This is a genomic window from Streptomyces sp. NPDC054849 (assembly GCF_053610945.1).
In genome coordinates this window covers 14,955-27,553 of the sequence record NZ_JBSGZI010000107.1, presented here as the reverse complement: position 1 = coordinate 27,553, position 12,599 = coordinate 14,955, and the positions used below count along the sequence as shown (strand labels likewise).

The 12,599-nt window shown below is 71.0% G+C and carries 14 protein-coding genes and 2 pseudogenes; 7 read left to right on the top strand and 9 right to left on the bottom strand.

Going from position 1 to position 12,599, the window contains the following annotated elements:
• Nucleotides 1-71: 71 nt before the first annotated feature.
• Entirely contained in the window at nt 72-872 is an 801-nt protein-coding gene (locus ACWGIF_RS32065; RefSeq protein WP_453502733.1) for a hypothetical protein, read from the bottom strand.
• 125 nt (nt 873-997) lie between these two features.
• Here ACWGIF_RS32065 and ACWGIF_RS32060 point away from each other — a divergent pair.
• Nucleotides 998-1,615: pseudogene (locus ACWGIF_RS32060) on the top strand (HAD-IC family P-type ATPase); the annotation flags it as partial.
• 101 nt (nt 1,616-1,716) lie between these two features.
• Nucleotides 1,717-2,037 carry a metal-sensitive transcriptional regulator gene (locus ACWGIF_RS32055; RefSeq protein WP_453502736.1) on the top strand — a complete coding sequence of 107 codons (321 nt, stop codon included), beginning with the start codon at nt 1,717-1,719 and terminating at the stop codon, nt 2,035-2,037.
• Between the two features lie 25 nt (nt 2,038-2,062).
• Here ACWGIF_RS32055 and ACWGIF_RS32050 read toward each other — a convergent pair whose 3' ends face one another.
• On the bottom strand, nt 2,063-2,920 hold the full coding sequence (locus ACWGIF_RS32050) for a class I SAM-dependent methyltransferase (RefSeq protein ID WP_453502731.1): 858 nt from the start codon (nt 2,918-2,920) through the stop codon (nt 2,063-2,065).
• Between the two features lie 116 nt (nt 2,921-3,036).
• Here ACWGIF_RS32050 and ACWGIF_RS32045 point away from each other — a divergent pair, with 116 nt between their 5' ends.
• Nucleotides 3,037-3,645 carry a TetR family transcriptional regulator gene (locus ACWGIF_RS32045; RefSeq protein WP_453502730.1) on the top strand — a complete coding sequence of 203 codons (609 nt, stop codon included), beginning with the start codon at nt 3,037-3,039 and terminating at the stop codon, nt 3,643-3,645.
• Nucleotides 3,646-3,741: 96 nt separating this feature from the next.
• Here the strand turns inward: ACWGIF_RS32045 and ACWGIF_RS32040 are convergent, their stop codons facing one another.
• The gene (locus ACWGIF_RS32040; RefSeq protein WP_453502728.1) at nt 3,742-4,080 is read right to left on the bottom strand and encodes a WD40/YVTN/BNR-like repeat-containing protein; all 339 of its coding nucleotides are present in this window, start codon (nt 4,078-4,080) and stop codon (nt 3,742-3,744) included.
• 6 nt (nt 4,081-4,086) lie between these two features.
• Here ACWGIF_RS32040 and ACWGIF_RS32035 point away from each other — a divergent pair.
• A pseudogene (locus ACWGIF_RS32035) lies at nt 4,087-4,541 on the top strand (MFS transporter); the annotation flags it as partial.
• A gap of 504 nt (nt 4,542-5,045) precedes the next feature.
• On the opposite strand, the gene ACWGIF_RS32030 reads toward ACWGIF_RS32035, so the two are convergent.
• The 3 genes from ACWGIF_RS32030 to ACWGIF_RS32020 all read right to left on the bottom strand — a co-directional run bounded on the left by ACWGIF_RS32030 (nt 5,046) and on the right by ACWGIF_RS32020 (nt 6,225).
• Nucleotides 5,046-5,192: a hypothetical protein gene (locus tag ACWGIF_RS32030; RefSeq protein ID WP_453502737.1), complete on the bottom strand. Its 147-nt coding sequence runs from the start codon at nt 5,190-5,192 to the stop codon at nt 5,046-5,048.
• Nucleotides 5,140-5,508: a barstar family protein gene (locus tag ACWGIF_RS32025; protein WP_453502734.1), complete on the bottom strand. Its 369-nt coding sequence runs from the start codon at nt 5,506-5,508 to the stop codon at nt 5,140-5,142. Before ACWGIF_RS32025 ends, ACWGIF_RS32030 begins: the two co-directional genes overlap by 53 nt.
• Nucleotides 5,509-5,772: 264 nt before the next feature.
• Complete coding sequence (locus ACWGIF_RS32020; protein ID WP_453502726.1) at nt 5,773-6,225, bottom strand: MarR family winged helix-turn-helix transcriptional regulator; 453 nt, start codon at nt 6,223-6,225, stop codon at nt 5,773-5,775.
• A 179-nt stretch (nt 6,226-6,404) separates the two neighbouring features.
• Between ACWGIF_RS32020 and ACWGIF_RS32015 the strand changes: the two genes are divergently transcribed.
• Entirely contained in the window at nt 6,405-7,649 is a 1,245-nt protein-coding gene (locus ACWGIF_RS32015; protein ID WP_453502724.1) for an MFS transporter, read from the top strand.
• 97 nt (nt 7,650-7,746) lie between these two features.
• Nucleotides 7,747-9,366 (top strand): beta-N-acetylhexosaminidase, encoded by a 1,620-nt coding sequence (locus ACWGIF_RS32010; protein ID WP_453502722.1) that lies wholly within the window; start codon nt 7,747-7,749, stop codon nt 9,364-9,366.
• A gap of 84 nt (nt 9,367-9,450) precedes the next feature.
• Here ACWGIF_RS32010 and ACWGIF_RS32005 read toward each other — a convergent pair whose 3' ends face one another.
• Both ACWGIF_RS32005 and ACWGIF_RS32000 read right to left on the bottom strand, forming a co-directional pair.
• Nucleotides 9,451-9,756 carry a DUF3040 domain-containing protein gene (locus tag ACWGIF_RS32005; RefSeq protein ID WP_453502721.1) on the bottom strand — a complete coding sequence of 102 codons (306 nt, stop codon included), beginning with the start codon at nt 9,754-9,756 and terminating at the stop codon, nt 9,451-9,453.
• A 117-nt stretch (nt 9,757-9,873) separates the two neighbouring features.
• Nucleotides 9,874-10,698 carry an endonuclease I family protein gene (locus ACWGIF_RS32000; protein ID WP_453502720.1) on the bottom strand — a complete coding sequence of 275 codons (825 nt, stop codon included), beginning with the start codon at nt 10,696-10,698 and terminating at the stop codon, nt 9,874-9,876.
• Between the two features lie 236 nt (nt 10,699-10,934).
• Here ACWGIF_RS32000 and ACWGIF_RS31995 point away from each other — a divergent pair, with 236 nt between their 5' ends.
• Nucleotides 10,935-11,501, top strand: a complete 567-nt coding sequence (locus ACWGIF_RS31995) for a DJ-1/PfpI family protein (RefSeq protein ID WP_453502719.1) — start codon at nt 10,935-10,937, stop codon at nt 11,499-11,501.
• 157 nt (nt 11,502-11,658) lie between these two features.
• Here ACWGIF_RS31995 and ACWGIF_RS31990 read toward each other — a convergent pair whose 3' ends face one another.
• Nucleotides 11,659-12,468: a glutamate ABC transporter substrate-binding protein gene (locus tag ACWGIF_RS31990; RefSeq protein WP_453502717.1), complete on the bottom strand. Its 810-nt coding sequence runs from the start codon at nt 12,466-12,468 to the stop codon at nt 11,659-11,661.
• Nucleotides 12,469-12,599: the final 131 nt, after the last annotated feature.

The following is a 12,599-nucleotide window of genomic DNA, read 5'->3' as shown; positions in this document are numbered from 1 at the left end:
CTCTGCAGGCCTTCGACATCGCCTTCGACGGCCGACTCTCCGTCGGCCGCCGTTAACTCACACCACACGAGTTACACCGTTGGCTGGACAGACCCGGTGGGGGCGGTCGTGGTGCTGTTGGTGGTGTGCAGGGTGAAGGCGGCGGTACGGACGGTGCCGTGGTGCTTGAAGTCGAGGAAGAGGCGGTAAGCGCCCGGGGTGGGAGCGGTGGCCATGAAGGAGATGCCGGGGCCGGGCGGGGTGGTGCCGTCGCCGGGGTTGCCTTCGGCGTGGACGTGGAGGTAGGCGAGGTCGCCGGAACGCAGGGCGACGAGGTGGCCGTAGGCGCCGAGGTAGGGCTCGAGATCGGTGACGGGCGTGCTGTTTTTCGCCACGCTCAGCGTAAGGTCAGTCGTCTTGCCGGCCGTGAGCGTGCCCTCGAGAGTGACGGTGTAGCCGTCGACTTCGGCCGTGGACTTCTGGGGCGGCAGCTCTCGCGGCTGGTAGGGACCGGCGACGGCGAGGTCTGCGCCCAGGGTGAGGGGCTTGGCGCCCTGCTTGGCGGGGGTGAAGTCGGCGAAGACGCGGCACTCGCCTGCCGCGGGAAGGCCGACGGGAGTGCTCCAGGTCCCGTCCGCCCCGAGGGTGGGGTCTAGATGGCGGAAGGTGTTCAGGTCGCGTGAGGCGACGATGAGGTGCAAGTCCTTGTCGTGGGCCGTGGCGTAGTCGGTGACGGCTTTGCCGGCCTCGTCCTTGATGGCGAAGCGCAGTGGGGCTTCCTGGCCGACGGCCAGGCGCGGGGTCAGCAGGTCGAGGGTGTAGCCGTCCTGGGAGATCTGCAGTCCGCCCGGGAGTGGCGGTGTCGCTGCGGTGCGCTGGCCGCTGTGGTTCATCGCGTTGCTCTCCTGGTGTGCGGCGTGCGGCGTGCGGGGCGGTGGGCGTGTTGCCGGTGAGCGGATCGGCCACTGCTCCTATGCCGTAGGCGCCGGTGAAGGCGAGAGCGAGGGCTGCGCCGTACAGCCGGGCCGAAGCGGCCGGGCGGACGGTGATCGCGGTGGCCTGGGACGGGGAAGCCCGCGCGGTCCTGGAGGTCGCCGACGCCGTCACGGACACCAGCGCCGAGGCCATCAAGCGCCACAAGGCCCTCGGGCTGACACCGATCCTGCTGACCGGCGACAACCGGGCCGTCGCCGAAGCGGTAGCCGCCGAGCTCGGCATCGAGCAGGTCATCGCCGAGGTCATGCCCGAGGGGAAGGTCGACGTCGTCAAGCGCCTGCAGGCCGAAGGCCGCTCGGTCGCCATGGTCGGCGACGGGGTCAACGACGCGGCCGACCTCGCCCAGGCCGACCTCGGCCTGGCGATGGGAACTGGCGCCGACGACGCGATCGAAGCAGGCGACCTGACCCTGGTCCGCGGCGACCTGCGGGCGGCGGCCGACGCGATCCGCCTGTCCCGCAAGATGCCGGGCACCATCAAGTCCAACCTCTTCTGGGCCTTCGGCTACAGCGTCGCCGCCCTCCTCCTGGCCGCGGCCGGACTGCTCAACCCGATGATCGCCGGAGCTGCCATGGCCTTCTCCTCGGTCTTCGTGGTCGGCAACAGCCTGCGCCTGCGCTCCTTCCGCGCCGGCAGCTGAGCCCCCTGCCCGCAGACGCCCCGCCCGGCCACCCGGGCGGGGCACCGTCACCTCCGAGGTCGCAGTAGCGGAACACATCACCGCACCCCGTCGTTGCAGCTATACCCCCCAGGGGTAATCGGAGAAGGGGAGGGATCGCCGTGCACGGCTACACCGCCAACAAGGACGACGTCCTCAAACGACTGCGCCGCATCGAAGGCCAGGTGCGGGGGCTGCAGCGGCTGGTCGAGGAGGACACCTACTGCATCGACGTCCTCACCCAGGTCGGCGCCACCACCAAAGCGCTGCAGTCCTTCGCCCTGACGATGATGGACGACCACCTCCAGTCCTGCGTGGCCGATGCCGTCGCGCCAGGAGGCGAAGCGGCCCAGGACAAGATCGCCGAAGCGGCCCAGGCGATCGCCCGCATGGTCCGCTCCTGACCCACGACGGACCTGCCCGGGCCGGTCAGCGCTGCTTCGCCCCACCGCGTACGGCGGTGACCATCCATGAGCTGCTGCGCAGCCACACCGCCCCGTCCGCCTCGTAACGGCCGAGAGCATCGGTCAGCACCGGGCGCGCCTTCGTCTGCTGCTGCGGGGTGACCTGGCTGAGCAGGTGCCGGCCCGGGCCGGAGTCCAGCAGGAACGCCGCGGCGTCTTGCGCGTCGGCGCCCCAATTCCCCGGCACTTCGATGCGCTGTACGTCGACATCGGTGAAGCCGCCCGCGGTGACCAGGGTGCGGATGCGGTCGGGGTCGGTGAGCGAGAACATGCCGGGGTCGCCGGCCTTGCCGAAGCCGCCGAGCGGCACGATGGCTTCCAGTGAGGCCAGCACCTCGAACCACTGGTTGGCCTCGGCTTCGGCCGCGCAGATGAAGGCCAGCCGGCCGCCGGGGCGAAGCGCGCGGTGGAGGTTGGCGAACGCGGCGACGGGGTCGGCGAAGAAGGTCATGCCGTACCGGCTGATGACCGCATCGAAGCCCCCGGCGTCGAACGCGTGGACTTGCACGTCGCCCTGGACGAAGGAGACGTTCTCCACCCTCTCCCGCACGGCGCTCTCGCGGGCCTGAGCCAGCATCGGGCCGGACAGGTCCAGTCCGAGGGCCTGTCCCCGGCTGGCACGCCGGGCCGCGAGGCGGGTGGTGCGGCCGGCCCCGCAGCCGACGTCCAGCACGCAATCGGTTTCCGCGATGCCCGCAGCGTCCAGGAGGGGCTGATTGAAGCCGTCGTTGACGGCGTCCCAGCGGTCCTGGCTGCGGGCCCACTGCTCGCCCTCGTATCCGTTCCACGCCTCGGCTTGCGTGGTGTTGGCGAAATGAGCCATGGGTGGACTCCCTCCCGCCGGGGCGCAGCACGGCACCCCGGCACTAGTATGGGCAAGTGCCCAAACAGTATGGGCGGATGCCCATACTTGCAATGGGGTTGAGGGAAGGGGCGATTGTGTCACCTCGTGGAGTGGCGATTCCGGATTTGCGCGAGCGGTTGTTCGCGGCTGCGGAGCGGGTAGTGGCCCGCGACGGCGCGGCGGCTTTGACCAGCCGCGCGATCACCGCGGAAGCGGACTGCGGAAAGGGCGTCCTGCACACGCATTTCACCGGCCTGGACGAGTTCGTCGCCGAGCTGCTCCTGGACCGGTTCGCGCGCAGCGCCCGCCAGGCCGAGGCGCTGGACGCGAAGGTGGGCGAAGGCACGGTCGCAGGCAACCTCCAGGAGGTCGTCCTCGACCTGCTGGAGGCGCTGCCTGCGGCGGTGGTGGGGCTGGCGATGACTCGACCGGCAGCCGCACAGCACACCCGGGAGGGGTTCCAGTCCGGCGCGCCCGCCTTCGATGCGATCCAGCACGCCTTCACCGCCTACCTGCAGGCCGAGCAGCGCGGCGGCCGTCTGGCCGCCGGCGCCGACACCGCCACCATCGCGCTCGCGCTGGTCGGCACGGTTCACCACCTGCTGATGACACGCGTTCCCGGACTGGGAGAGGATGCGGAGGCGACCACGCGGCGGCTGCTGGCCGTTCTGCTCGGCGGCGCCGTGCAGCCGCCGGCGGTGTAGGCCTCGGGCCCAGGGCCAGGTTCCGACGCCCTTGCCGTGGCGGCCCCTGCCGGGTGCCAAGTCCGACAGGAGGGTTGATGTCGGCGGACGGGCAGGTCAGTGTCCTGTGTTGTCGTGGTCCGGGCGGTGGACGGTGGTCCAGGTGCGACCGCCGTCCTTGGACTCGTGGACGGCGCCACTGGTGTCGGCGGCCAGGAGGTGGGTGGGGCTGGCCGCAGTCAGTACGGCCGGCCGTGCACCTTGGGGGAGGCGGCCGCGCTCGGTCCAGGACGTGCCGTCGCTGCCGGTCAGGATGGTGCCGTCGGCGGCCAGCGCGATCAGCTGGTCGGATGCGGGCTGCTCCACGGCGGCCAGAACCGGCGTGCCGGGAACCGGCTGGAAGGTGGCGCCGCCGTCGGTGCTGTGCAGCAGCCCGTCGCGGGTGATCGCCCACACCTCCTGCTCATCACCGGCGGTCTGCTGGTCCTGGCCGCGGGCCTGGTGTGGCTCTCGACCGCCCGCCCCACCGGCAGCTTCCTGGTCGACGTCCTGCCCGCCTCGCTGGTGGCAGCCCTGGGCGTGGCGCTCGCCTACATCCCGACCCTGATGGCGGCCATGTCCGCCTCCCCGCAGGAGCAGCCGGCCTTGCCTCGGGCATCCTGAACACCACCTATCAGGTCGGCTCCGTCCTCGGCCTCGCCGCCCTGACCGCGCTCGCCACCTCCCAGGGCGCGGGCGCACTCGGTGACCTGACCGCCCTCACCGACGGGTTCAGCGCAGCCTTCCTCGCCGCCGTCGGCATCGCCGCCGCGGGCGCCTCGGCCACCCTCGCCCTCATGGGCGGCAAGCCGCAGAGCCCGCCGGTCGAGACGGCCACTACCGAGGGGACGGCACAGCCTCAGCACGCCGGCAACTGAGTAGAAGGGGAGCGAGGATTCCCGCCCGGGATCGTCGGCCGGCACGATCGAGGCCTTCACGCGCTTGCCCACCGGCTCGCGCCGTACCTCGAAGCTGCGGCACACCGCCATCGCGATCTCCGGGCCATGGCGCCCGATCCGGGCCGGAGCGGCAGGACAGGCCGCCGGCAGCGTCGGATCGGTGTCCCGCAGCCGGCCGAGCAGGGTGTGAACATGGCGGAGCAGGTCCGCCCAGCGCTCCGGCTCGCCGCTCGGCGTCGCCACCGGCAGGGCGCGGAGCCGCCGAGCACGGCCGCCCGGACGCGGCCGCAGAGCGGACGGCCTGTCCCCTCGAGACTTCGTCATCGACGGGGCCAGCCGACGCCGGGGCGGCAGCGGCGAGGACGGCGGCGGCGACGCCGCGGCGCTGTGGGCTGTGTTGAATATGTGGGGGCCGGTCAGCACCGGCGGGTCGGAGTAGTGGTTGCCGGCGAGGGAGACGGCGCCCTGCCCCGTCCGCCTCCATCAGGTCACGGTGCACACCGGCCGGGGAACGTCGGCCACGGTGAGATCGCTGATCAGTATCCGGTGGTCTTCGGTCGCCGTACGCAGCCTGCAGCTACGGAAGTTCACGCCCCGGCCGAGGAAGTCGGACGGGGCGTCCCAAGACATGACAGCAACGAGCCTGCCGGGTTCGATGCCCTCGGGCCGCTGTGTGTAGGACCATCGCTGCCCTGCCCGCGCAGGTGTTGAAGAGCAGCCGCTGTTCGGAGGGATCGCCCGACAGTGCCTCATCCGCGGTCTCGACGATCAATACGCAGTGGTCCGAAGACAGCCATTTCAGATCACGCAGACAGTCGGAGAGGGCATTCCAGTTCCACCCGAAGTAATCAGGCAGCCTCAGTCCGTCGTAGAACTGCTGGAACACGGCGTCCGTGTCGCGCATCTCCCGTCCGTCGAGACGCGCTACATGCGTCCTGCCGGTCACGGGAAGCAGCAGATCGACAGGCAGAGCGCCTTGCTTCGCAACTACGTGCAACCAGGGCACGGTGTCCACCGGCCACCCTCACTCCAGTGATCCAGGCCGCCGACCGCTGGCAGCCGGTCATGGCGGCGATCTGCGAAGTCTCGATCCAAACGAAACGCCCGCCCGCCCGCTAGCCCGCTAGCCCGCTAGCCCGGACGTCCCGCCGGCCAGGTCACCGGTCGCCGGTCGCCGGTCGCCGGTCGTCTGGGCGTCCGGTGCCCGGTGTCAGCGGCGGAGGTTCTCCACCGCCGACACCAGGGGGGCGAGTTCCGGGTTGCGGGCGGCTTCGTCCAGGGCCTCGCGCAGGGCGGTGTCGTTGGTGGGCCGAGCCGTGGCCAGCAGGGTCAGGCCGGCCTCGCTCACGTCGGTGTAGATGCCCCGCCGGTCGCTGTCGCAGATGTAGCGGTTCAGCAGGCCCCGGTCCTCCAGCCTGCTGACCAGGCGGGTCGTCGCGCTCTGGCTGAGCACCACCGAGTCCGCGACCTGGTGCATCCGCAGGTGCCCGCCGGGTCCGTCGTGCTGGCGGCTGAGGACGTCCAGCAGCGAGTACTCGCGCACGCTGAGGCCGTGCCCGGCCTGCAGGGCCCTTTCGATGTGGGCCTCGATCCGGCCGTGCAGGAGGGAGAGGGCGCACCAGCCATGGGAGAGGGCGGTGAGCGCACTGTCCGTTGCCGTCATGGGCTCCTCCGTCGAAACGTGCCGTGCGAGCGGTGTGACCCCAGGATAGATCACACGTGCAATAGCCCGCGTTTGCAAGCATCCCGCGTCTGCAATTAATGTGGACGCTCGTAAGCAGCGACCGCATGTATGTCCGCTGTGCACCCCGGACACCACCTCCCCTGAAGGGCACCTCCCCCATGCCTCTCGCACTGCTCGCCCTCGCCGTCGGGGCCTTCGGGATCGGCACCACCGAGTTCGTGATCATGGGCCTGCTCCCCGAGGTCGCCGGCACCTACGGGGTCTCGATCCCCACCGCGGGCTTCCTGGTGACCGGATACGCCCTCGGCGTCGTCCTCGGCGCGCCGGTCATGACCGTCCTCGGCACCCGCATCCCCCGCAAGCGCATGCTGATGCTGCTCATGGGCCTCTTCATCGCGGGCAACGTCCTCTCCGCGCTCGCGCCCACGTTCGGCGTCATGTTCGCCGGCCGTGTCGTCGCCTCGCTCGCCCACGGCGCCTTCTTCGGCATCGGCGCCGTCGTCGCCGCCGGACTCGTCGCCCCCGACAAGAAGGCCGGAGCGATCGCCATGATGTTCACGGGCCTGACGGTGGCCAACGTGGTCGGCGTCCCGCTCGGCACCCTCGTCGGACAGACCCTCGGCTGGCGTGTCACCTTCCTGATCGTCGCCGGGCTCGGTGTCGCCGGTCTGCTCGGCATCGCCCGGCTGGTACCGGAGCTGCCCCGGCCCGAGGGCGGCGTACGGATCCGCCGCGAGCTCGCCGCCTTCCGCAACGTCCAGGTGCTGCTCGCGATGGCGATGACCGTCCTCGGATTCGGCGGCGTCTTCGCCGCGATCACCTACATCACCCCGATGATGACCAACGTGGCCGGCTTCGCCGACTCCTCCGTCACCTGGCTCCTCGTCCTCTTCGGCCTGGGCATGGTCGCCGGCAACCTCATCGGCGGCCGGTACGCCGACCGCGCGCTGATGCCGATGCTGTACGTGTCGCTCGGCGCACTCGCCGTCACGCTGGCCATCTTCACGCTCAGCGCCCACACCAAGGCCGGAGCCGCCATCACCGTCGTCCTCATCGGCGCCCTCGGCTTCGCGACCGTGCCGCCGCTGCAGAAGCGGGTCCTCGACCAGGCCGCCGGGGCGCCCACCCTGGCCTCCGCCGTCAACATCGGAGCCTTCAACCTCGGCAACGCCCTCGCCGCCTGGCTCGGCGGACTGGTGATCGCCGCCGGCCTCGGCTGGACCGCCCCCAACTGGGTCGGCGCGGCCCTGGCCGCCTCCGCCCTCGTGCTGGCCCTCGTCTCCGGCGCGCTGGAACGCCGTACGGTGGGGCGCCCTGCCGACCACGGCGCCGTCGTGGCGGTCGGGGCGCCCGGGGCGCCCGAGATGTCCGGCATGTCCGCGGGTGTCGCCGTCCACCACTGAACCACCGCCGCCGCCCGCCCCGGGTCGCGCGCCCGTGTCCCCCGTGCCACGTTGGTACGGGGGACACTGGTGCATGATGCGGAATCCGAGGCGGCACATGAGGGTCCACGTCATCGCGACGGCCACGGTCGCCGCGCTGGTCACCCTTGCCGTCCCGGGCTGCACGGCCGCCTCCGACGGTCCGCGCCCCGCCGCGCCGGGCTCCGCCACCACGGCGGCCGGCTCGGCCGACCAGGCCCTCCCGGAGGGGGCCGCCCCGACGCCCACCCCCTCACCGACGCCGTCCTACGCGCTCTCCACCGCCCCGCGCACCATCCCGGCCGTACGGGAGCACATACCCGCCCGCGGCCCCGGCTGGAAGCCGGCCCCGAGCGGCCGCGTGGTCGTCGCGCAGGGCGACACGGCCGCACTGGCCGACGAGGCCAGGATGCTCGCCGGTGAACTGCGCATGGGATACGGCGAGTCGGCGGCGCCGCGCGCCGGCGACGTGGAGCTGTCCCTGGACGCCGGGGGCGCGGGCCCGCCCGAGTCGTACACCATGGCCGTCAAGGACGGCCGGGTCCGGATCAACGGCCCCGACGAGGCCGGGGTCTTCTACGGCACCCGCACCCTCAAGCAGGCCGTGCAGGGCGCCGGTTCGGCCCCCGAGGGCACCGTCCGCGACGGCCCCGCCAAGCCACAGCGCGGCCTCAACCTCGACATCGCGCGCAAGCACTTCACCCCCGACTGGATCGAGGACCGGCTGCGGGAGATGGCCGACCTGAAGCTCAACCAGCTCGGCCTGCACTTCTCCGACGACCAGGCCTTCCGGATCGAGTCCGACAGCCACCCCGAGATCGTCTCCACCCCGCACCTCACCAAGGCGCAGGTACGCGAGATCACCGCGCTCGCCGCCCGCCTGCACATAGCGGTCGTCCCGGAGATCGACTCGCCCGGCCACCTCGGTGCCGTCCTGCGGGCCCACCCGCAACTGCAGCTGCGCGACGTGCAGGGCAGGGCGGTGAAGGGCGCCGTGGACATATCGAACCCGGCGTCGGCCAAGCTGATCGACGAGCTGCTGCGTGAGTACCGGCCGTTGTTCCCCGCCGGGTTCTGGCACCTGGGCGCCGACGAGTACCAGGCGCTGGTGGTCCGCGACCCGCAGGCCTCCTTCCCCCAGCTGGCGCGCGCGGCGCAGCAGCGGTACGGGCCCTCGGCGCGGGTGCAGGACCTGGCGACGGGCTGGCTGAACGACCGCGCCGACGTGGTGAGGCCGTCGGGCAAGGCGCTCAAGGCGTGGAACGACGGCTTCTTCGCGGGTGGGGTGACGAGCGCCGCCAAGGACATCCAGGTCGAGTACTGGACGGGCAAGGAGATAGGGGCCCGCCCGCCGCTGGAGTACCTGCGTGAGGGCCGCAACCTTGTGAATCTCAACGACGAGTACCTGTACTACGTCCTCGGCGAGCCGAACCAGTTCACCTACCCCACCGGCCGACGGATCTACGAGCAGTGGACCCCGCTGGTCCTGCGCGGCACGACCGCGGTCCCGGCCGAGTACGGGAAGCAGATACTGGGCGGGCGCCTCGCCGTCTGGAGCGACCTGGCCGGAGCCCAGACCCAGGCCCAGGTGGCGGCGGGTATCCGGCTGCCGCTGGCCGCCCTCTCCCAGAAGGTCTGGGACGCCCGCACGCCCCAGCTGCCCTGGTCCCAGTTCCAGGCCCTCGCCGACCGCCTCTGACGGCCGCCGACCGGCGACCGTCATGCGGGCAGCGATACGGTCCGCCCCGGGCCGGTCGGGTCACGCGCCCGGCGTACCGGCGTACTACGGCCGCCCGGTGCGGTCGCGGCCCTGCCAGCGGCGCCGGACCCATCGGCCGACCAGCGGCAGCGCCGTGACCACCGTCAGTGTCCAGACGGCGGCGAAGCCCCAGAGCAGGGGCTGGGACACGGTGACGGAGGCCGCGACGAACAGCGCCACCGTCACCGCACCGAGCAGACAGGCCGCCACGGTGCGGTGAGGCCGGTGCGCGGACCGCAGGATCCGGTCGAAAGAACGGTCACCCTTGAGTTGGGCCTCGATCGCGGACAGCGCGCGCTGCTCGCGATCGGAGAGGCCTGCTCCGTCCATCACGGCGTACCTCCGTCGGCTGCCGCCGTCGGACGCGGACTGCAGCCTCTGGCCTGCGAATACCCGGCCTGAGGCGGTCCAACCCCAGAACGCGGGCGCCGCGGATGCCGCAGACGGTCACCAGATGGAGTTGACCCACTCCGGGTGGTCGATGAACGGGTTGCGGTTGTGCTGGTAGGTCTCGAATATGACCTGGTTGCGGCGCTGCTCGAAGGCGTCCGGCGGGTCCATCTGGTTCCACTGCTTCAGGACGCTGATCCTGCCGTGGGCCGGGGTGGAGCCGTTGTTGACCTTGTCGTTCATCTCCAGGTTCGCGAAGCCGTCACCGCCTTCGTACCGGACGGCCATGTAGAGCAGCATCCGTGCCACGTCGCCCTTGACCGCGTCGCGCGGCTCGAAGGAGTCGCCGTCGGTCAGGCTGCCGGGCGCCTCGCCGACGGGGCTGCCGCCCGTGTCGAAGTCCTTGTTGCCCCGGGTGCTGTTGACGGTGACGTCCTCGGGGCGCAGGTGGTGCAGGTCGGTGCCGGGGCCGGTGGACGTGCCGAACTCGCCGTGGCTCTTGGCCCAGACGTGCTCGCGGTTCCAGTCGTTGACCCCGCCGCCGTTCGTGTTCTTGGACTGGGAGCGGCCGGAGTAGAGCAGGATGACGTTGCCCGGGTTCGCCGGGTCCTGGTCGGTCACCTTCAGGGCGTTCCACACGCCGTCGTAGGTCACCTTGGACTGGTTCTTGATGATGTGGTGCAGGGCGGTCTTGAGCGCGGCCCCGGTCTTGCCCTCGGCGGTCGCGTAGTACGCGTCGTAGGAGTATGCGGTGGCGTCCGCGGCCGCCGCGGTCTGTGGGGCCGCCGTCCGCTGCTGGCCGGCGGAGGCGGCCGCCGGTACGGCGAACAGGGCGGCTACGGCGAGGCCGGCCGCCCAGGGGGTCAGGCGCGAGATTCTCATCGGGTGGGGGGTACCTCTCGTACGCACCGTCCCCGCCCGGGGAATTGGCGGGGTGTCAGTGGCAGGGCGAGGTTTACATTGTCATGTGCCCAACAGGCAAAAACCATGTGTCCGGCGTGCGGAGCCTGGTGGGTGACCCCGTGACCTCCGTGTGTGCCGCCGGCCCCTCACGGGCAGGGTTAGCGGTGGCCCCGGCGCGGCCGGAGCGACCGTGAACTTCCCCTCTGGAGCAGCCCATGGCAGTGAAGATCCTCATCGTGACCGGCGACGCGGCCGAATCGCTGGAGGTCCTGTATCCGTACCAGCGGCTGCGCGAGGAGGGGTACGAGGTCCACATCGCGGCGCCGCAGGTGAAGAAGCTGCGGTTCGTGGTGCACGACTTCGAGGACGGCTTCGACACCTACACCGAGAAGCCCGGTTACACCTGGCCGGCCGACCTGGCCTTCGTGGACGTGGTCACGGAGGACTACGCGGCCCTGGTCGTCCCGGGCGGCCGTGCGCCGGAGTACCTGCGCAACGATCCCGAAGTGCGCCGGATCCTGGCGGCCTTCGCGGACTCCGACAAGCCGATCGCCCAGATCTGCCACGGCCCGCTCATCACCGCCGCGGCCGGCGGCCTGACCGGCCGCCGGGTGACCGCGTATCCGGCGCTGGAACTGGACATGAAGGCGGCCGGGGCCGACTTCGAGGACTCCGAGACGGTGGTCGACGGCACGCTGGTCTCGGCCAGGGCCTGGCCCGACCACTCACGCTGGATGAGGGAGTTCCTGACCGTGCTGCGGAGCAAGGCCCCGGTGGTCTGACCCGCCGCGGCCCCGCCGAGCTTCCGAACGAGCTTCCGACCCGCTCGTCCGGCGAGCCGTCGAGCGGGAACGCGCACGTGGCCGTGACCCCGGGGCGGGGGTCACGGCCACATCGTCACCGGTCCGCGCTCGGGCGAGCCGGTGATCGCGGAGATCGTCAGCTGGTGGCTATGATCTGCGGCGCCGGCTCGTACTTGTAGTTCTCCCCGAAGTTCTTCTTGACGGCCGATTCCCAGGAGCCGTCGGCGACCATCTTCTTCAGCGCGTCGTTGATCTTGCGCTGGAGTTCCTTGTCGCCCTTCTTGATGCCGATGCCGTAGTTCTCGTTGCTGAGGTTTTGGCCCGTGAGCTTGAACTTGCCCACGTTGCCCTTCCGGGCGGCGTACCCGGCCAGGATGGAATTGTCCGTGGTCATGGCGTCGACGCGGCCCTCCTGAAGGGCAACGAGGCAATCCGAGTAGCCGCTCTGCTCCAGCAGGCCCGCCTTGGGGGCGAGGTTCTTCTTCAGGTTCTCGGCCGAGGTGGAGCCGGTCACCGAGCACATCGTCTTCGAGTTGAGGTCCTCGGCCTTGTTGATGGAGGTGTCGCCGGCACGGGTCAGCAGGTCCTGGTGCGCGACGAAGTACGGGCCGGCGAAGTCGACCTTCTCCTTGCGCTTCTCGTTGATCGAGTAGCTGGCGACGACGAACTTGACCTCGTTGTACTGGAGCAGCAGCTCGCGGTCGTTGCTGTAGACCTGCTTGAACTCGATCCGCTCCGGCTTGTAGCCGAGCTCCTTTGCCACGTAGGTGGCGACGTCCACGTCGAAGCCGGTGAAGGTGCCGTCCGTCTCCCGCATGCCGATGCCCGGCTGGTCGAACTTGATGCCGATCGAGAGGGTTCCCTGGTCGTCGCTGCCACCGCACCCGGAGGCGGTCAGGGCGAGGGCGATCACTGCGGCGACCGCACCGGCCTGGGGAACCTTCATGCTGCACTCTTTCCTGGGGAACCGCGGGGTGCGCCACCGGGGTCGCCGGGGCGCGTGGAACCGCGGAAATGGAGATGACGTCAAGACGTGTGTACGAGGAAGCTAGGAAGCGCGCAGGCACAGCGTCACTA

Coding starts and splice junctions, on each gene's coding strand:
- ACWGIF_RS32065 (WP_453502733.1), bottom strand. CDS start 872: ATGAACCACAGCGGCCAGCGCACCGCAGCGACACCGCCACTCCCGGGC.
- ACWGIF_RS32050 (WP_453502731.1), bottom strand. CDS start 2,920: ATGGCTCATTTCGCCAACACCACGCAAGCCGAGGCGTGGAACGGATAC.
- ACWGIF_RS32030 (WP_453502737.1), bottom strand. CDS start 5,192: ATGTCTTGGGACGCCCCGTCCGACTTCCTCGGCCGGGGCGTGAACTTC.
- ACWGIF_RS32020 (WP_453502726.1), bottom strand. CDS start 6,225: ATGACGGCAACGGACAGTGCGCTCACCGCCCTCTCCCATGGCTGGTGC.
- ACWGIF_RS32015 (WP_453502724.1), top strand. CDS start 6,405: ATGCCTCTCGCACTGCTCGCCCTCGCCGTCGGGGCCTTCGGGATCGGC.
- ACWGIF_RS32010 (WP_453502722.1), top strand. CDS start 7,747: ATGAGGGTCCACGTCATCGCGACGGCCACGGTCGCCGCGCTGGTCACC.
- ACWGIF_RS32005 (WP_453502721.1), bottom strand. CDS start 9,756: ATGGACGGAGCAGGCCTCTCCGATCGCGAGCAGCGCGCGCTGTCCGCG.
- ACWGIF_RS32000 (WP_453502720.1), bottom strand. CDS start 10,698: ATGAGAATCTCGCGCCTGACCCCCTGGGCGGCCGGCCTCGCCGTAGCC.
- ACWGIF_RS31995 (WP_453502719.1), top strand. CDS start 10,935: ATGGCAGTGAAGATCCTCATCGTGACCGGCGACGCGGCCGAATCGCTG.
- ACWGIF_RS31990 (WP_453502717.1), bottom strand. CDS start 12,468: ATGAAGGTTCCCCAGGCCGGTGCGGTCGCCGCAGTGATCGCCCTCGCC.